The organism is Bauldia sp., from assembly GCF_965232525.1.
Lineage (GTDB): Bacteria > Pseudomonadota > Alphaproteobacteria > Rhizobiales > Kaistiaceae > Bauldia.
The window spans coordinates 1,359,265-1,375,857 of sequence record NZ_OZ246980.1; the positions used below are offsets into that span (position 1 = coordinate 1,359,265).

Genomic DNA, 16,593 nt, shown 5'->3' on the forward strand with positions numbered 1-16,593 from the left:
TGATGTAAACGATTACAGGGCGGTCTGCAAACAGACGATGTGCTGCCCCGTGTCGATGTTGCGATGCAAATGTGCATTGTGCACTTGCAAAAGGGAGGAATGTAATGAAAGCACTCACCACAAGACTGCTGGGCGCGGCAGCCTTTGCAGCCTTCGCGGCTCCGGCGTTCGCGGCCGATTGCGAGGTAACCCACTGGTGGACCTCGGGCGGCGAAGCGGCGGCAGTGGCCGAGTTCGCCAATGCGCTCAACGCAGCTGGTTCGCACAATTGGGTCGACGGTGCGATTGGCGGTAGCGGCGACACCGCGCGGCCGATCATCATCAGCCGTATCATGGGTGGCCAACCGCCGTGCGCAACACAGTTCAACCCTGGCAAGGACGCCGACGATCTGATCGACGCCGACCTCATGCTCGACCTGACCGAAATCGCCGAGGCGGAGGGCTGGGCCGATTTCGTCTATCCGCCGTCCCAGTATCAATCCTGTGTGCGCGACGGCAAGGTCTGGTGTGTGCCGGTCAATATCCACTCTGGCCTGTGGATGTGGACCAACCGCGGCATCTTCGAAGATAACGGCCTTGAGCCGCCAAAGGATTGGAACGACCTGATGGCCGCGGCGCCGACGCTACGGGAAAACGGGGTCATTCCGCTGTCTGCCGCCCAGGGCTGGCCGATCGGTAACCTCTCGACCAACATCGAAGTCGGCGTGCTCGGCATCGATAACTTCAAGAAAATCTACATCGACCGCGATATGGACGTGGTCCGGGGCGATACCAGCCGTCGCGTCTGGGAAGTGCTCGACGAGGCCCGTAACATCATCGATTCGCAGGAGATTGTCCCGCAGTGGAACGACGCCGTCAGCCTGGTGATTACCGGCAAAGCGGCCGCCAACGTCATGGGCGACTGGGCCCAGGGCGAATTTCAGGTCGCCGAAATGACCGCCGGCGAAGACTATGACTGTCTGGCTGGTCTTGGGCTGAACAATGTCGCGGACACAGGCGGTGATGTCTTCTACTTCCCGAAGACCGACGATCCGGAAGTGACCGCAGCGCAGCTTGAGCTGGCGTCGCTGATGATCTCCAAGCCGGTTCAGGTGGCTTTCAACCTGAAGAAGGGCTCGATGCCGATCCGGCAGGATGTCGATCTCGATACAGCCAATGCCTGCATGAAGAAGGGCCTCGCCATCATCGCCGACGTCAACAACCTCGTACCGTCCGGCGCCCAGCTCATGCAGCGCGAGACGATCAACGAGATTCGTGATCTGCGCAACGAGTTCTTCACCGATCCGTCCATGAGCGTGGACGAGGCGTTCGAGCAGTTCGGCGACATCATCGAGAACGCGCCGCAATAGGCTCTCGGCTCTGTTGCTTCTCAACAGTGCGATCGGCTCAGGCCTTGAGCCGATCGCATATTACGTTTTCAATAGCGATGGGTCAGTGAGGAAACGGTATGGCTGAGGCCACCAGTTCGCTCGGTACGACCGCAACGATCGAGGTCGAAAGACCGCCGAACAAGCTGCTGCGCAACATGGCGTCGAAGATCGCGCTGACGCCGATGATCGCGACCGTGCTGGTGGTCTACATCGGCTGCACGATCTGGACGATCGCTTACTCGTTTACCAATTCGCGGATCCTGCCGACCCGAAACTACGCCGAGGATTTCGTCGGCCTGGCGCAGTACGAGAAGTTGTTCGATACGCGCCGTTGGATCATTTCGATCGAGAATCTCGCCGTGTTCGGGATTCTGTCGCTGGTCTTCGTCTTCATCGTTGGCTTTCTGTTGGCGGTGCTAATGGATCAGAAGATCCGGTTCGAGAACACGTTCCGGACAATCTTTCTCTATCCCTTCGCCCTTTCATTCATCATCACCGGCCTGGTCTGGCAGTGGATCATGAACCCCGCCTTCGGCCTGCAGCAGACCATGCGCGGCCTCGGCTGGGAGAGCTTCACCTTCGACTGGATCGCGAATCGCAACATGGTGATCTACACCTTGGTGATCGCCGCGGTCTGGCAAGGCACCGGTCTTGTGATGGCCCTTATGCTGGCGGGGCTTAGGGGTATTGATGACGATATCTGGCGAGCGGCCCGGGTCGATGGCATCCCCAAGTGGCGCACGTATCTGTTCATCGTCATTCCGATGCTGCGCCCGGTGTTCATCACAACACTGGTGATCGTCGCTGCCGGTGTGGTGCGGACCTATGACCTGGTGGTCGCGATGACCGGCGGCGGGCCGGGCTTGGCCTCGCAATTACCCACCGTCTACATCTACGAGTTCATGTTCGTCTCCAACCTGTCGCAGGGCCTGGCGGCGTCGACGGTCCTGTTGGTGACTGTCGCCATCATCGTGGTGCCCTGGGCGTTCTGGGAGTTCGGCAAGAGGCGTCACCAATGAGCGCGACCGCGATCGACATCGCCGACGGCCCCCGCGGCCCGCGCCCGATCCGGCGCTTCGCACCGTCCACGATCATCATCTACGGGACGCTGATTTTCGCGGCGATCTATTACCTGGTGCCGCTCTACGTGATGGTCGTCACCTCGCTGAAGGGGCTGCCGGAAGTACGCCTCGGCAACATCTTCGCCCCGCCGGTGGAGATTACCTTCGAGGCCTGGGACAAGGCCTGGAACTCGGCCTGCACCGGCCTCTACTGCGAAGGGATGAAGACCCACTTCTGGAATTCGGTGATCATCACCGTTCCCAGCGTCATCGTCTCGATCGCGATCGGATCGGTGAGTGGCTACGCTCTCGCCAACTGGCGGTTCAAGGGGTCCGAGTTCTTCTTCACCATTCTGCTGGTCGGCTCCTTCATCCCGTATCAGGTGATGATCTATCCGCTGGTGATCGTCACCCGCGAGATGGGGATTTACGGCACCTTGTGGGCGGTGATCATGGTGCACTCAATCTTTGGCATGCCGCTGCTGACCCTGCTTTTCCGTAACTATTTCGCCTCGCTCCCGGTCGATCTGTTCAAGGCGGCCCGCATCGATGGGGCTGGCTTCTGGGCGATTTTCCTTCGCGTCATGCTGCCGATGTCGCTGCCGATCTTCACGGTGGCGATCATCCTGCAGGTGACCGGCATCTGGAACGACTTCTTGTTCGGTGTCGTGTTCGCGGGCCCGACCAACTATCCGATGACGGTCCAGCTCAACAACATCGTCAACTCGATCCAAGGCGTCCGGGAATACAACGTCAACATGGCGGCCACCATCATCACCGGATTAGTCCCACTCACCATCTACTTCATCTCCGGCCGTCTCTTCGTTCGCGGCATCGCCGCCGGCGCCGTGAAAGGCTGATCCCATGTCGCAAGTGTCCGTTCGCAAGGTTGGTGTCGCTTTCGGCCATCTCCAGGTCCTCAAGGACCTCGATCTCGAGGTCGAAAGCGGCGAATTCATCGTCCTGCTCGGCCCGTCCGGCTGCGGGAAGTCGACCCTTCTGAACGCGATCGCGGGCCTGCTGGAGATCAACGCCGGACAGGTCTGGATCGGCGACAAGAATGTGACTTGGAAGGAACCTAAGGATCGTGGGATCGGCATGGTCTTCCAGACCTATGCGCTCTACCCGCGGATGACGGCAGAGGGAAATCTCACCTTCGGCCTCCGGGTCGCCCGGGTCCCGAAGGCGGAGATCGACCGGCGGGTCAAGGCGACGTCCGAACTCCTCCAGATCGAGCCGTTACTCAAGCGTCGGCCGTCGCAGCTTTCGGGTGGCCAGCGCCAGCGGGTTGCGATCGGCCGGGCGCTTGTTCGCGATGTCGATGTTTTTCTCTTCGACGAGCCGCTGTCGAACCTCGACGCCAAGCTGCGGACGGAACTGCGGGTCGAGTTGAAGAAGCTGCACCAGACCCTGGGCTCGACCATGATCTACGTGACTCACGATCAGATCGAAGCGCTGACCCTGGCCGACCGCGTCGCGGTCATGCATGGCGGTGTCATTCAGCAACTTGCCGCGCCGAAGGAGATCTACCGCAAGCCGGTCAACCGCTTCGTTGCCGGCTTCGTCGGTTCGCCGGCAATGAATTTCTTGTCCGGTCAATTGGTGGCCGGCAATAGCTCACCAGCGCTGAAGATCGCGGACGGATCAGAGATCAGGCTCGACGGCTACGCCTTTGGTGCCACCCCCGGCGAGGGTCGCAAGGTCGTTCTCGGCGTCCGGCCCGAGCAGGTCGACCTGCATGACAACAACGGGGCCAACGTCGGCCGGTTCGACGTCCAGGTTTCGCTGATCGATCCGATGGGTGCCGACAGCCTGTTGTGGGGGACGGTCTGCGACGATACCGTGTCCGTGCGAATCGGCCCGGACGACGAGTTCGCCGTCGGCGGCAGGATTGAGGCTCACTTTCTTCCCAACCACGCATCGGTTTTCGACGCGGACAGCGGCGAAAGACTCTAAAACCCCAACAAATTGGACAGGCGATGACGGACTACCGGATTTCGTTCCAACTCTACAGTGCGCGCAAATTTCCTCCCGTCGAGGGCCAGCTGGAGGCTCTGGCGGCGATCGGCTACGACGCGGTCGAGCCGTATCGCGGGGCCTATGGCGACGATCCCGCCGGTTTTCGAAAGATGCTCGATACCTATGGGTTGGCGTGCCCGACCGCGCATATCGGGCTTGCCGACCTCGATGCGGACATCGATGCGGTCGTCGAGACGGCTGGCGTCCTCGGCCTCGAGACGGTGATCATACCCGCGATTCCAGCCGAAGAGCGCAGCCAGGATGCCAACGGTTGGAAGGCCCTCGGCGAGAAAATCTCGGCCCACGCCGAAGCGCTAAAGGCTCGTGGCTTGAAACTCGCTTGGCACAACCATGATTTCGAGTATGTCACGCTTCCCGACGGCTCGCGCCCGATCGATCATCTGCTGGCAGGCGCCGACGTGATGTGGGAGCCCGACATCGGCTGGATCGTCCGCGCCAAGCGCGACGTTGCCAGCGAACTCGCACGGTTTTCGGGCAAGGTCGTTGCGCTGCACATCAAGGATACCGCTCCGGACGGCGTGACCGCGGATGACGGTTGGACCGATGTCGGTGCCGGTACCATCGACTGGCGCGCGCTCTGGCCGGCCATCGAGACGACGGGTTCGAATCTGCTCGTCCTCGAACACGATGAACCGTCTGATTGGCGGAGCTTCGCTGAAAACTCGTACACCTTCCTCACCGGCAAGCAATAGGTCCAGACCATGGCGCGACGCGCGGCCGTCGGCATCATTGGATGCGGCGTAATCTCAGACACGTATTTCGAGCTCGCGCCCTTGTTCAAGGATGTCGAGATCGTCGCCTGCGCCGACATCGTCGCGGCGGCAGCCAAGGCCAAGGCCGAGCAGTTCTCCGCCCGGGCGATGACGGTCGACGCGCTTCTGAAGGACGATTCGATCGAGACGGTCATCAACCTGACGGTCCCGAAGGCCCACTACGACGTCAGTCACTCGGCTTTGACGGCCGGCAAGCACGTCTATTCCGAGAAACCGCTGACCCTTTCCTACGCCCAGGCACGCAAGCTGGTTCGGGAAGCCGACAAGCGCGGGCTCAAGCTCGGTGCGGCGCCGGACACGTTCCTCGGCGGAGGCCATCAGGCGGTCCGTAAGCTAGTCGACAAGGGCGCGATCGGCGACGTCGTCGGTGGCGCTGCTCAGGTCATGAGCCACGGCATGGAGCATTGGCATCCGAGCCCCGGTTTCTTCTTTCGGCCCGGCGGCGGCCCGGTTCTCGACGTTGGCCCCTACTACATCACCGCGCTTGTCAATCTCCTCGGTCCGGTGAAAACCGTTGCGGCGATGGCGAAGAAAGGCTTCGCCGAGCGGCTGGTATCGGCTGACGGTCCGATGAAGGGCAAGCGGATCAAGGTGACCACGCCTACCACCATCGACGCGATTCTTGCCTTTCGCTCCGGTGCTCAGGTGACCCTGTCGACCAGTTGGGACGTGTGGAAGCATGGTCATGCCAATCCGATCGAGCTCTATGGAACCAAAGGAACGATGACCGTTCCTGACCCCAACTTTTTCGGCGGCACGGTGGCGTATTCGAAGCGGGACGACGACTACACCACTGTCGATACCAGCTCGGCGCCCTTTGCGGCCAACAACTGGCAGGGGCACGCCGGCGGGCCGAAGCGCTCCAACTACCGAATGGTTGGGGTCGCCGATCTCGTCGATGCCGCACGGAAGGATCGCGAACCGCGGTGTTCCGGTCGCTTGGCCGCCCATGTCGTTGACGTGATGGAGTCAATTCTGGGATCGGCCGCTGACCGACGGTTTGTCACGCTTCGTTCGTCGGTAGACCGTCCGGCGCCGTTGACGGCGGCTGACGCTCGGCGGCTTTCCGCCAAATAAGCTGAAACTGGTGGATCGATATCGGGCGCCGCATGGGTCAAGGTCTTGTTAACCTCTTGATTCGTCTACTTTTTGCGAACGATGCCCGCGGTGGCAGCTTGATGGGGTGCCGCCGGATCGGCTAGGGTTGTCAACAGGCGATACGGCCGGTCGAAAAAAGGGTTGCGTTCAAGCCCCTACGGCAGGTATAAATCGCTGCTGTTACGAAGTTTTTTGATGCAAGCTGTTTATCAAGGTTATTAGTCCGGGTTTTTTGGATCGGGCAAAGGGTTCTACGAGACGTTTGTTTTTCTCGGATCTGTTTCTTAGATGAAACCGCCGGCCAGCGCCGGCGGTTTTCGTTTGTGGGCGCGACGGTCAATGGGTTCAGGGATGTCGGGCGGCAGGGGAGTGCATGGATGATATCCGCGTTGAAGCAGTTTCTGGCCGACCTCAGGGGCGACGCGGAGCCGGAGCCGATCAGCGAGGATCGATGCCGGCTTGCGGCCGCCGCCTTGCTGTTTCACGTGATCGCCATCGATGGCGAGGTTTCCGAAGCCGAAAAGGCCAAGCTGCGATCGGTTCTCAAGGAGCGATTTGAGCTCGACGACGCCGATGTCGATGAACTGGTCGTCGACGCGGAGAAAGCCGATAAGGAGGCCGTCGACCTCTATGGTTTCACCAGCATCGTTAAGAGCCAGTTCGACGAGGCCGATCGGGAGCGGATCGTCGAGATGATGTGGCAGCTCGCCTTCGCCGACGGCAAGGTGCACGAGTTCGAGGACAATCTCTTATGGCGGGTCGCCGAACTGCTGGGCGTGTCCTCGCAAGCCCGAATCCGGCTAAAGCACGCCGTCCGCGGTGATGCGGGAGCCTGAGTCCAAGCCCGTTCTGATCGTTCTTCACCAGGCGCATTCGACGCCCGGTCGCGTTGGCCTGCGATTGATGGCGCGGGGACATCGCCTTGATATCCGGCGGCCGCGCTTTGGCGATTCCCTACCCGACACGTTGGCCGAGCACGCCGCGGCGGTCATCTTCGGCGGCCCGATGAGCGCCAATGACGAGGACGACTACATCGGCGTCGAAACGGACTGGATTCGCGTTGCGTTGGCGGAAGAGGCGCCCTTTCTTGGTCTCTGCCTCGGCGCTCAGATGCTTGCCCGCCATCTCGGAGCGCCGGTGACCAGCCACCCGGAGGGCCGGGTCGAAGTCGGCTACTATCCTCTTCGCGCGACACCGGCCGGACGTGAGCTGATGGAGTGGCCTGACTATGTCCACCATTTCCATCGCGAAGGGTTCGAGCTGCCGGACGGATCGGTTCTGCTTGCCGAGGGCGATATCTTCCGCAACCAGGCGTTCGCCTATGGCCGTGCCGCCTTCGGGATACAGTTCCACATCGAATTGACGATGGCGATGGTCGGTCGCTGGACGCGCAGTGTTGCCGAGCGGGAGCCGATGCCCGGCGCCCAGGCACCCGCGGCGCACTTCACAGGTCGGGCATTGCACGACTGGAAAACCGCGCGTTTTCTCGACACCTTCCTGGACCATTGGCTGGCCCGGGATCCGAGGAACGGATTTGGTGGATGACCCTTGCAATCTGCAAGACGAATTGCAGATTGCAATGCGCTGGTCGTTACTGAAACGTAAAGAATTTCAATAAATTGCGTTGATAGTCCACCAAGCCCCAAGGCTTGGTATGCCGGCGACGAAAGCTGCCTGGCAAGCGGATTGCGAGGTTTTAACCACGCTGGCCTTTGGTGATGCGTTGTCAGCGAGACCTGGCGGGGAAGGAGAACCGTTGACCCCCGGTTCGCCTTCCCCGTCCAGCTTCTTGGCCGACGGATCAGATCCGCCGGCGGCCGATCCTACCAGTCCGGATCGCCGGCGATCGCCGCCGACAGGTCCTGATACTGCTCGCAGTCGCGCCCGCAAATCTGTTCGATCTTGGCGAGTTGAACTTCAGCCAGATCGTAGCGACCCTGGCTGACATAACCTTCGCCGAGATATTCGCGGGTGAAGACATTGTCGGGCTCGATGGCCAGCGCCTGGTGGTAGTACTCGATGCCTTCCTCGACGCGGCCCATCTTGCGGGTGGAGTAGCCGATCATCGTCAGCACCATCGCGTCATTCTTGTCCTCGACGGAGTGGAGCAGCCGAAGCGCCCGCTCATAGTCGCCGGCGAGCGCCACCGCGCGCCCAGTCGCGTAGAGGTCCGCGTCGTTGGCGGCTTCCTCGCGCACGCACATCTGCTTCGCCTTGTCGTAGACCAGCCCTTCGCGGCAGGTCACTTCGTCGGAGCTACCGCCGCCGCCCGAGCCACTGGCCGCATAAGCCGGCGCCGAAAGGGCCAGGAAGCTCACCGCGAAGACTGTGGCGGCGGAGCCGGTTGCACGTGCTATAAGAGTCGATCGATTCATTTCTCTTCTCCCGAAAAAAGGGTTGCGCCCGAACCGTGCGGGTCGTTTACAGTCACGCCGCATAGAACACGCGCTCCTGCCATCTTATTCGCGCCGCCATGACGGAAAGCAGTCACGAAGTTGTGAGGGCTGGGCTGAAGCCGCTGCTGTCGCGGCTCTGGCGCTATGGCCTGGTTCTTTCCGGTAACCGGGACACGGCCGAGGACCTGGTACAGGCCACGTGCCTGCGCGCCTTGGAGCGGGCTGAGCAATTTCAGCCCGGCACCCGGCTCGACCGCTGGCTGCTGACGATTCTACACCGGATTTGGTTGAATGAACTGCGGGCGTCCCGATATCGGCTGGGTGAAGGTCACGTCGATGCCGAAGTGGCCCTGGTCTATGATGGACTCCATGCGGTGGAGACGAATATCGCGGCGGTTCAGGTGTTAAAAGATGTACAGGGGTTGCCTGAGGCCCAGAGGGAAACAGTGTTTCTAGTGTACGTTGAAGGGTTTACTTATCGCGAAGCTGCGGAGGCCCTGGATATTCCGATCGGCACGGTCATGAGTCGCTTGGCGGCGGCTCGTGTCAGGTTAACCGCTCGTAACGAAGCACAGCCGCAGAGCCGGCGGGAGATATCATAGTGGGAGGGAGGCATCGTGAAACAGTCACCGAAACCGATATCCAACTCACCGGTCTGATCGACAATGAGTTGCCAGCGGACGAGCGCGACGCGCTGCTGTCGCGCTTGGCCGACGATCCATTGCTACGCGCCCGGCGCGATGCGCTTGCGGCTGCTCGACCGGCCGAAGACGCCTTCGATCTTCTCCTCCAGGATGCGCCGATGGACCGGCTCAACGCCGCACTTGATATCGCGGCGGCCAAGCCGGCGAACGATCGCGGTTGGCGTCGCTACGCCGCCGCGGCCGTCGTGTTGCTTGCTGTAGTCGGCACGGCGGTTGGGTTCGGTGTGGGTCGATTTGCCTATCCCGAGGTCCAGGTCGTTCACGGCCCGCCGGAAAACTGGCGGGTCGCCGTCGCCGACTATTGGGGCCTCTACACCCCCGAGACGCTTGCAGCTATCCCCGACGATCCGTCGCAGCGCGTGACTGAGCTCGCGGATGCCAGTACGCGCCTTTCGCTGGACTTGACGCCGGACGAAGTCGCTCTGCCAGGAATGACGTTGAGGCGCACACAACTGCTGTCCTTCAACGACCTGCCGCTCGCTCAGATCGCCTATCTGTCTGATGATGCGGGACCCGTCGCGTTCTGCATCATCGCCAACGGCAAGCCGGACGCGCCGCTGGCGCTGGAGGAGCGGGACGGCTGGCCGATCGCCTTCTGGAATCAGGACGGGATCGGCTACATGCTGATCGGCAAGCTGCCCGACGAGACCCTGCAAGCGCTCGCCGAAAGCCTGGACGCCCGGGTGTCGTAGCATCTTCGTCCCGGCTTGCGATCCTGGTCCCAACGCTGGGCCCAGAAGAAGCCGGGTGTCACCGAGCTGTCGTGATACGTCGATATGTCTCGACATATGGACGATCACGATGCGATCCGGACCTTGTCGGCGCTGGCCCAACCGACCCGGCTCGCTGCATTTCGGACGCTGGTCGCGGCCTATCCGGGAACATTACCGGCCGGCACGATCGCCCGTCGGCTTGATGTCCCCCACAACACGCTCTCCACCCATCTTGCCGCGCTCGCCCATGCCGGACTGGTGACCTACAGCCGGTCGGGGCGAATCGTCGCCTATCGCGCCGCGCTCGACCGGGTCAGCGTGCTGATCGCCTTTCTGACCGACGACTGTTGCGACGGCCGTCCCGAGGTGTGTGTGCCCGGCGACTCGGATGACAGCTCGCGGAAACCACCCATGCCACAAGAGGCTTGAGAAACATGAACGACGATAGGATGCTGAACGTTCTCTTCCTGTGCACCGGCAACTCAGCGCGTTCGATCATGGCCGAGGCGATTCTCGGTCGCGAGGGGATCGGCAAGTTTCGCGCTTTCAGTGCCGGCAGCGAGCCGAAAGGCGCAGTCAATCCTCATGCCGCCACCTTGCTGAAAGATCTGAACTACAGCATCGATCGGTTCAGCTCGAAATCCTGGGAAGAGTTCATGGGGCCCGACGCCCCGCAGATGGATTTCGTCTTCACCGTCTGTGACGATGCGGCCGAGACCTGCCCGGTCTTCCCGGGGCAGCCGATGTCGGCGCACTGGGGCATACCGGACCCGGCCGCGGCTACTGGCTCCCCCGCCGAGGTCGCCTTCGCCTTCAGCGAGGCCTATCGCATGATGAACGCGCGGATCAGCGCCTTCGTCAACCTGCCGCTGGCCGCGCTCGATCGGCTGTCACTCCAGGCCCGGCTCGGGGAAATTGGTCAACTGAAGGGCGCGACGGAGAAGGCCCGCGGTCAATGACCGATGCCGCGATGCCGCAACGTCTGGCGGCGGAGGCGCTCGGCACGGCCTTTCTGCTTGCCACCGTCGTCGGTTCGGGGATCATGGGCGAGACGCTGGCGGGCGGCAACGTTGCATTGGCGCTCCTTGGCAACACGTTGCCGACCGGCGCCATTCTCATCGTCCTAATCCTCGTTTTCGGCCCGGTATCGGGGGCCCACTTCAACCCCGCGGTGACCCTGGCGTTTCTGATACGCGGCGAAATCGGCGGTGGTCCAGCTGCGGCCTATGTCGTCGTTCAGATCGTCGGTGGCATCGCCGGCGTCCTGGTTGCTCACCTGATGTTCGATCTGGCGGCGTTTCAAGCCGGCACGGTTTTGCGAACCGGATCGGGCCAATGGCTCGGCGAACTTGTCGCGACCTTCGGTCTTGTGCTGACCATCCTGGCGCTGGTTGGCCGCAACCCCTCCGCCATCCCCTTCGCGGTCGGGCTCTATATTACCGCGGCGTACTGGTTCACCTCGTCGACGTCGTTCGCCAATCCGGCGGTTACCATCGCACGGTCGCTTACCGACACGTTCTCTGGCATCGCCCCGCAGCACGCGCCGGCCTTCATTCTGGCGCAGCTCATAGGCGCGGTTTGCGCTGTCGCCGTCGTTCGTGGTGTTTTCGCGAAGGCTCAATGAGACTAGGGATCGATCGTTAGGGACGGGCGACGCCGTCGCTTGCCGACTCAGACGAAGGCGCTGGTGGAGCCGAGGGGAATCGAACCCCTGACCTCTACATTGCGAACGTAGCGCTCTCCCAACTGAGCTACGGCCCCAGAGTGGGCGCCATTTAGGGTTTGGCGCGGGAGGGTGTCAAGGCGGCCGGTGGGCGCGGGCGAGGGTTGCGGCGAACCGGTCCCGGAGCTACATCACCGGGCACCCTTCTTTCCTCCAGACAGCGGGAATCGGCGATGCTGGCGTTCATTCTTTTCGTGAGTTGGTTGCTCCAGCTCTATATCTACGTGCTGATCGCCGCCGCTGTTGTGTCGTGGCTGATTGCCTTCAACGTCATCAACACCAGCAACCAGCTGGTTTCCGCGCTCGTCCAATTCCTCTATGCGGTCACCGAGCCGGTATTGCGGCCAATCCGCAACATCCTGCCGAACTTCGGTGGAATCGACATCTCGCCGATCGTCGTAATCCTGATCATCGTTTTCATTCAAAGCGTGGTGCTCGGCAACATCGCCCAGTCGCTGTAGCGAACATCCCGCCATCAACACACGAGGCTGCAGCAGGGTTCGGTGCAGCGCCGATTATTGCGCCCGACTGGATTGGCGTCAGTGCGCTGGGCCCCAGGCGAAGGCGATCTTGGCGAGTTGCATGTCGCCGAACCGCTCGGCGGCACGGGCGACCTTGCGTCCGCCTGCGTTGCGGTAAAACCGGCAGGCATTCTCGTTGTCGGCCAGCGCCCAGACGACGATGCTGTCGAAGCGGAAACGGGCGAGTTCCTTTCGGCAGGCGAGAAAGAGCCGGGTGCCGAGGCCGATGCCCTGATATTCCGGCATCAGGTAGATTTCGTAGACCTCGCCCTTCTGGGACAGGTTGCGGGCGCGATTCGGGCCGAAGGTGGCGTAGCCGCAGATTTCGCCGCCGACTTCCATGACCAGGATCGCCGTACCGCGCCGGATGGCACGATCCCACCAGCGCGCGCCACGCCGGGCGATGATCCGGGAGAGCTCCTGCGCTGGGATGATCCCGTCATAGGCAAAGCGCCACGCAGCGTCATGCACGCGGGTGATCGATTCCGCATCGCTCTGTTCGGCCCGGCGAACGCCTATGGTGAAGGTGCTCATAGGGGAAGCTTAGGACCGACCGTCGCCGCTGCAAAGGGGGCGCGGCGCGCGTCCCGATCACATTTTCGATCGGTGTTGCAAGCCTGCGTCGGGTCCGACTAGACTCGGGTGACGAGCGGAGACGCGCCTACCAATCGGCCGGCTCGAATCGCCGCGGATTGAGTCGCGGCGATGGGGGTGGTTCGAGCGCGCGTTCGCTCGGTGTTATGGCGTCTTCGTCGAGAAGGCGGCCCCAATTGGTGCGCGCCGCCATCTGGTCCTTGTTGGCCTGATTGACGAAGGGGCGCTGATTCGCCGGCTGCCAGCCGCCGCCGAGCGCTTTGTAGACCGCGATCAGGTTGACCACCACGTCGGCGCGCACGGAGGCAAGCCGCTGCTCGGTGCGCAGCAGCGTGGTTTGCGTGTTGAGAACACGGGTGAAATCGGTGGTGCCGTCCCGGTATTGCTCGATGGCGACCCGGGTTGCCTTGCGCGAGGCTTCCACCGCCCGCGACAGGTAGAGCGCCTCCTGTTTCGCCTTGAGGAAGGCGGTCAGCGCGCTCTCGACCTCCGAATAGGCTTCCAGCACCGTCTGCTGGTAGTTGACGATCAGCGCTTGGTAGCGCGCGTCCTGGACCCGCACATTGTTGCGGATGCGGCCGTAGTTGAGAAAGTCCCAGCTGATCCCCGGATTGATCAGGCCGGTCAGGCTCTGGTTCGAGAACAGGTCGTCAAGGTCGGTGGCCTTGAAGCCGATCTGACCGGAGATGCCGAACTGTGGATAAAGGTCGGCCTTGGCCACGCCGATCTGGGCCGACTGGGCCGCGGCGCGCATCTCGGCGGCACGGATATCCGGCCGGCGGCGCAGCAGGTCGGCCGGAATACCGAGCCCGACTTCGGCCGGCGGCCGGGGGATCGCGCCGGGGCGATCCACCAGCCCGTCAATCTGGCCGGGCGGTACGCCAAGCAGTACGGCGAGCGCGTTCTTGGCCTTGACGAGATCGGCCTCCAGCGCCGGGATCTCGGCCTTGGTGCTGTTCAGGAGCGCCTTCGCTTCGTCGACATCGAGCTCGGTGGTCACCCCGTTCTTGAACCTGAGCTCGGTGATCCGGAGGCTTTCGCTCTGGGTGTTGACGTTGCGGCGGGCGAGCGCCAGTTCCTCCTGCAGTTCGCGGATGGTGACATAGGCGGTGGCGACATCGCCGGTGATGATCACCAGTACGTCGTCATAGTCGGCGATCTGGGCGACCAGGTTGGCGGTCGCAGCCTCGATACCGCGGCGCACCTTACCCCAGATGTCGAGCTCCCACCCGGCGTCGAATCCGGTCGACCACGTCTGGAAGGTCGGGTCGAAGTCGATGACTTCGGCGATATCCCTGAGGATGCCGACGTTCTTGCTCACCCGCTCGCGCTTGTATTCGGCGCCGACTTTCTGGGTCTGCGGGAACTGGTCGCCGATGACGATGCCGAGCTGGGCGCGGGCCTCGATGATCCTGAGGCCGGCGATCTGCAGCGTCAGGTTCTGCTGGTAGGCCATCGCCACCAGCTGGTTGAGGACCGGATCGTTGAACCGCCGCCACCACTCAACCGATGGCTGGCGCCGCTCGGTGACGCCGGCATATTGGGCGTGGGAGGCGACCGCGGCGCGCACCCAGTGGGGCTGCTTCGGCGCGGCGGGAGTGGTGAAGTCAGGTCCGACGATGGCACAGCCGGCCATCAGCGCGCCGGCCAGAACTGGCACAATCCAGCGGCGTGCGGCGGTTTTCAGCCCGGATGCCGCCATCCTACGCGTCCCGTTTACTCGTCCCCACTTACCCTAATGGACGTCGGCCGCATAAGATAGCGTTAACGGTGAGACGGTGCTCTAGGACATGCGGCTGCCGATAGAGTGGGGGCAAGCGCCCGCTGGAGTGGGGCTTGTGAAGAATTGAGCCGGGTTGGTGCGATCGGCGTCGATCATGAATTGAAGAAGAACGGCATTCCGACGCCAACTGAGCGTATCGAATTCATCGAAATCGTGTGCCCAGTCCGAACGAACTAACCTCTACAAATCTAGCGGGAACAGGAAGTTGGCCCAGCTGTAGAGGCGGATGTTCATCTTGCGCAGCGCCTCGAAGCCAGCGCTGCGGCCGGTGTATACGGCGACCGCGCCGTGGGCGCCCGCCGGCAGAAAGGCGTCGGGATCGTCGAAGGTGACCTGGACGGCGAACTTGCCTTGGAGCTTGGGCAGGATGAAACGGGGGATACGGCTCGACGGCAGGAGTTGGCCCTGGCCGGTCGCCCACCAGATCGCCTCGACCTTGCCGGTGTAGATGACGCCCGGCGCGATATCGAGGGCGATCTCGACCGTCTGGCCGGGTTCGACGAATTTGATGTGCTCCTGGAAGAAGGCGCCGAGCATATACGGGTCTTCGTCGACGACGAAGGCGGCGATGGCACCGACCCGAAAGTCACCCACCACCAGCCCGGGCCACGCCTGCTGGCTGACGATATAGCCGTCGGCCGGGGCGTAGATGGTGGTCTGATCGAGGAAATACTGGGCCTCGGTCAGCTGGGCGCGCGCTTGGGCGACGCTGGTGTTGACGCCGTCGATGTTCATGTCGCGCGCCAACTGGGCCTTCTGCAGGCCGGCGGTCGCCGCAGCCACCTGGGCGGTATCGGCTTCCACCTCGGCGTTCCACCGGTCGACGTCCTCCTGCCGGGCGCCGCCCTGGGCGGCAAGGTTGGTGAAGCGCTGCTGTTGGGCGGTGGCGTAGGCGAGTTCCGACTGGGCCGCGATCAGCTGCTGCTGCGCCTCTGTGACATTGGCGTCCATGATCAGGACGTTTTGCTCGGCGGCGGCGAGCTGGGCCCGGGCCTGCTCGACCTTGGCCTCGTAGTCGGTGGTCTCGAACTTGTAGAGTGGTTCGCCCTTCTTGATCGGCTGGTTAGGCTCGAACAAGACCTCTTTCAGCGTTGTCGGCCCCTGTAGACGCGGCACGATCTGGATAGTGTTGCGGATCAAGTGCGCGTCGATGGTAAACGGCGTGAAGAACCGCAGGCCGATCATGAAGATCAGCAACAGGTGAAAGCCGATCCAGAACGAGATCACGCCCCAGACGATCGAGAACTTCAGCCATTTGAACTTGAAGAATACCAGCCATACGAGGATGACGTAGACCAGCGTAATGACGAGGGCCATTCCCATGGGATCAGGCCGTCGTCGCGCCGGTTTCGCCGGCCGGATCAGGCAGCCGCGTCGGCCTGTCGATTTCCGCCTTCGCCGGCGTCTTCTTGTCCTTATCCTCGCCGGTCATCTCGGCGATTTCCTTGTCGATCGCCTCGTCCTCTTCCTTGGGGAAGCGACGGATGTCGACGGTCAAGGAGTCGTGGTACGCCCAGATGAAGGCGTGGATCCACGGGATCACCGCCAGCGCGCCGGCGTAACCCATCAACCGCACGGTCTGGGCGTGCGGGTGGCGGCGCTGCACCGCGATCTTGCCGGGCAGTCCGAGGATCCACAGGATCAGCGAGAAGATCGCGACGATGGCGACAATCAGAAAGACGAAAGCCAGATAGGTGAACAGATCGGCCTGGCCGGGCAGGAGACCGGCGTCCGCCGGTATCTCTCTGATCATAGCGCTTTCCGATTCCTCCGCCGTCGCCGGGTGCCGAGACTAGGCGAGCCGGGGATTCGGATCA

General features: G+C 62.5%; 19 protein-coding genes and 1 tRNA gene. 14 read left to right on the forward strand and 6 right to left on the reverse strand.

The annotated features are described in order from the left end of the window. Positions 1-104: 104 nt before the first annotated feature. The 8 genes from ACO076_RS06490 (at position 105) to ACO076_RS06525 (ending at position 7,887) form a co-directional block, all read left to right on the forward strand. Complete coding sequence (locus ACO076_RS06490) at positions 105-1,349, forward strand: ABC transporter substrate-binding protein (RefSeq protein ID WP_421725909.1); 1,245 nt, start codon at positions 105-107, stop codon at positions 1,347-1,349. Positions 1,350-1,447: 98 nt separating this feature from the next. Next, complete coding sequence (locus ACO076_RS06495; protein WP_421725910.1) at positions 1,448-2,389, forward strand: carbohydrate ABC transporter permease; 942 nt, start codon at positions 1,448-1,450, stop codon at positions 2,387-2,389. Beyond that, positions 2,386-3,291: a carbohydrate ABC transporter permease gene (locus ACO076_RS06500; RefSeq protein ID WP_421725911.1), complete on the forward strand. Its 906-nt coding sequence runs from the start codon at positions 2,386-2,388 to the stop codon at positions 3,289-3,291. The genes ACO076_RS06495 and ACO076_RS06500 overlap by 4 nt, the downstream gene beginning before the upstream one ends. Positions 3,292-3,295: 4 nt before the next feature. Then, positions 3,296-4,387, forward strand: coding sequence for an ABC transporter ATP-binding protein (locus tag ACO076_RS06505; RefSeq protein WP_421725912.1), 1,092 nt, complete (start codon positions 3,296-3,298; stop codon positions 4,385-4,387). A gap of 23 nt (positions 4,388-4,410) precedes the next feature. Further along, a complete protein-coding gene (locus ACO076_RS06510) occupies positions 4,411-5,163 on the forward strand; it encodes a sugar phosphate isomerase/epimerase family protein (RefSeq protein ID WP_421725913.1) in 753 nt (250 codons plus the stop codon). A 9-nt stretch (positions 5,164-5,172) separates the two neighbouring features. Continuing rightward, the gene (locus ACO076_RS06515) at positions 5,173-6,321 is read left to right on the forward strand and encodes a Gfo/Idh/MocA family protein (RefSeq protein ID WP_421725914.1); all 1,149 of its coding nucleotides are present in this window, start codon (positions 5,173-5,175) and stop codon (positions 6,319-6,321) included. A 398-nt stretch (positions 6,322-6,719) separates the two neighbouring features. After that, complete coding sequence (locus ACO076_RS06520) at positions 6,720-7,178, forward strand: TerB family tellurite resistance protein (protein ID WP_421725915.1); 459 nt, start codon at positions 6,720-6,722, stop codon at positions 7,176-7,178. Beyond that, positions 7,165-7,887 (forward strand): glutamine amidotransferase, encoded by a 723-nt coding sequence (locus ACO076_RS06525; RefSeq protein ID WP_421725916.1) that lies wholly within the window; start codon positions 7,165-7,167, stop codon positions 7,885-7,887. The genes ACO076_RS06520 and ACO076_RS06525 overlap by 14 nt, the downstream gene beginning before the upstream one ends. A gap of 278 nt (positions 7,888-8,165) precedes the next feature. Here ACO076_RS06525 and ACO076_RS06530 read toward each other — a convergent pair whose 3' ends face one another. Continuing rightward, complete coding sequence (locus ACO076_RS06530) at positions 8,166-8,717, reverse strand: tetratricopeptide repeat protein (protein ID WP_421725917.1); 552 nt, start codon at positions 8,715-8,717, stop codon at positions 8,166-8,168. 98 nt (positions 8,718-8,815) lie between these two features. On the opposite strand from ACO076_RS06530, the gene ACO076_RS06535 reads away from it, so the two are divergent. The 5 genes from ACO076_RS06535 (at position 8,816) to ACO076_RS06555 (ending at position 11,779) form a co-directional block, all read left to right on the forward strand. Beyond that, positions 8,816-9,340 carry an RNA polymerase sigma factor gene (locus tag ACO076_RS06535; RefSeq protein ID WP_421725918.1) on the forward strand — a complete coding sequence of 175 codons (525 nt, stop codon included), beginning with the start codon at positions 8,816-8,818 and terminating at the stop codon, positions 9,338-9,340. Then, positions 9,340-10,134, forward strand: coding sequence for a hypothetical protein (locus tag ACO076_RS06540; RefSeq protein ID WP_421725919.1), 795 nt, complete (start codon positions 9,340-9,342; stop codon positions 10,132-10,134). Before ACO076_RS06535 ends, ACO076_RS06540 begins: the two co-directional genes overlap by 1 nt. An 84-nt stretch (positions 10,135-10,218) precedes the next feature. Beyond that, entirely contained in the window at positions 10,219-10,584 is a 366-nt protein-coding gene (locus ACO076_RS06545; RefSeq protein WP_421725920.1) for an ArsR/SmtB family transcription factor, read from the forward strand. Positions 10,585-10,589: 5 nt separating this feature from the next. Then, positions 10,590-11,114 carry an arsenate reductase ArsC gene (locus ACO076_RS06550; RefSeq protein ID WP_421725921.1) on the forward strand — a complete coding sequence of 175 codons (525 nt, stop codon included), beginning with the start codon at positions 10,590-10,592 and terminating at the stop codon, positions 11,112-11,114. Next, complete coding sequence (locus ACO076_RS06555; RefSeq protein ID WP_421725922.1) at positions 11,111-11,779, forward strand: aquaporin; 669 nt, start codon at positions 11,111-11,113, stop codon at positions 11,777-11,779. The genes ACO076_RS06550 and ACO076_RS06555 overlap by 4 nt, the downstream gene beginning before the upstream one ends. A 61-nt stretch (positions 11,780-11,840) precedes the next feature. Here the strand turns inward: ACO076_RS06555 and ACO076_RS06560 are convergent. Continuing rightward, positions 11,841-11,916 (reverse strand) — tRNA-Ala (locus ACO076_RS06560). 135 nt (positions 11,917-12,051) lie between these two features. Between ACO076_RS06560 and ACO076_RS06565 the strand changes: the two genes are divergently transcribed. After that, entirely contained in the window at positions 12,052-12,339 is a 288-nt protein-coding gene (locus ACO076_RS06565; RefSeq protein ID WP_421725923.1) for a YggT family protein, read from the forward strand. Between the two features lie 78 nt (positions 12,340-12,417). Here the strand turns inward: ACO076_RS06565 and ACO076_RS06570 are convergent, their stop codons facing one another. The 4 genes from ACO076_RS06570 to ACO076_RS06585 form a co-directional block, all read right to left on the reverse strand. Further along, positions 12,418-12,933 (reverse strand): GNAT family N-acetyltransferase, encoded by a 516-nt coding sequence (locus tag ACO076_RS06570; protein ID WP_421725924.1) that lies wholly within the window; start codon positions 12,931-12,933, stop codon positions 12,418-12,420. 127 nt (positions 12,934-13,060) lie between these two features. After that, positions 13,061-14,695 carry an efflux transporter outer membrane subunit gene (locus tag ACO076_RS06575; protein ID WP_421725925.1) on the reverse strand — a complete coding sequence of 545 codons (1,635 nt, stop codon included), beginning with the start codon at positions 14,693-14,695 and terminating at the stop codon, positions 13,061-13,063. Positions 14,696-14,956: 261 nt separating this feature from the next. Further along, complete coding sequence (locus tag ACO076_RS06580) at positions 14,957-16,093, reverse strand: HlyD family secretion protein (protein ID WP_421725926.1); 1,137 nt, start codon at positions 16,091-16,093, stop codon at positions 14,957-14,959. Positions 16,094-16,103: 10 nt separating this feature from the next. Beyond that, a complete protein-coding gene (locus ACO076_RS06585; protein WP_421725927.1) occupies positions 16,104-16,529 on the reverse strand; it encodes a DUF3302 domain-containing protein in 426 nt (141 codons plus the stop codon). Between the last annotated feature and the right edge of the window lie 64 nt (positions 16,530-16,593).

What these genes read in the sequence shown, in the direction of transcription:
- ACO076_RS06550 (WP_421725921.1), top strand. Translation starts at nt 10,590, where the DNA reads ATGAACGACGATAGGATGCTGAACGTTCTCTTCCTGTGCACCGGCAAC.
- ACO076_RS06580 (WP_421725926.1), bottom strand. Translation starts at nt 16,093, where the DNA reads ATGGCCCTCGTCATTACGCTGGTCTACGTCATCCTCGTATGGCTGGTA.
- ACO076_RS06520 (WP_421725915.1), top strand. Translation starts at nt 6,720, where the DNA reads ATGATATCCGCGTTGAAGCAGTTTCTGGCCGACCTCAGGGGCGACGCG.
- ACO076_RS06490 (WP_421725909.1), top strand. Translation starts at nt 105, where the DNA reads ATGAAAGCACTCACCACAAGACTGCTGGGCGCGGCAGCCTTTGCAGCC.
- ACO076_RS06500 (WP_421725911.1), top strand. Translation starts at nt 2,386, where the DNA reads ATGAGCGCGACCGCGATCGACATCGCCGACGGCCCCCGCGGCCCGCGC.
- ACO076_RS06495 (WP_421725910.1), top strand. Translation starts at nt 1,448, where the DNA reads ATGGCTGAGGCCACCAGTTCGCTCGGTACGACCGCAACGATCGAGGTC.
- ACO076_RS06585 (WP_421725927.1), bottom strand. Translation starts at nt 16,529, where the DNA reads ATGATCAGAGAGATACCGGCGGACGCCGGTCTCCTGCCCGGCCAGGCC.
- ACO076_RS06515 (WP_421725914.1), top strand. Translation starts at nt 5,173, where the DNA reads ATGGCGCGACGCGCGGCCGTCGGCATCATTGGATGCGGCGTAATCTCA.
- ACO076_RS06570 (WP_421725924.1), bottom strand. Translation starts at nt 12,933, where the DNA reads ATGAGCACCTTCACCATAGGCGTTCGCCGGGCCGAACAGAGCGATGCG.
- ACO076_RS06535 (WP_421725918.1), top strand. Translation starts at nt 8,816, where the DNA reads ATGACGGAAAGCAGTCACGAAGTTGTGAGGGCTGGGCTGAAGCCGCTG.
- ACO076_RS06575 (WP_421725925.1), bottom strand. Translation starts at nt 14,695, where the DNA reads ATGGCGGCATCCGGGCTGAAAACCGCCGCACGCCGCTGGATTGTGCCA.
- ACO076_RS06505 (WP_421725912.1), top strand. Translation starts at nt 3,296, where the DNA reads ATGTCGCAAGTGTCCGTTCGCAAGGTTGGTGTCGCTTTCGGCCATCTC.
- ACO076_RS06565 (WP_421725923.1), top strand. Translation starts at nt 12,052, where the DNA reads ATGCTGGCGTTCATTCTTTTCGTGAGTTGGTTGCTCCAGCTCTATATC.
- ACO076_RS06545 (WP_421725920.1), top strand. Translation starts at nt 10,219, where the DNA reads ATGTCTCGACATATGGACGATCACGATGCGATCCGGACCTTGTCGGCG.
- ACO076_RS06530 (WP_421725917.1), bottom strand. Translation starts at nt 8,717, where the DNA reads ATGAATCGATCGACTCTTATAGCACGTGCAACCGGCTCCGCCGCCACA.
- ACO076_RS06555 (WP_421725922.1), top strand. Translation starts at nt 11,111, where the DNA reads ATGACCGATGCCGCGATGCCGCAACGTCTGGCGGCGGAGGCGCTCGGC.
- ACO076_RS06510 (WP_421725913.1), top strand. Translation starts at nt 4,411, where the DNA reads ATGACGGACTACCGGATTTCGTTCCAACTCTACAGTGCGCGCAAATTT.
- ACO076_RS06525 (WP_421725916.1), top strand. Translation starts at nt 7,165, where the DNA reads ATGCGGGAGCCTGAGTCCAAGCCCGTTCTGATCGTTCTTCACCAGGCG.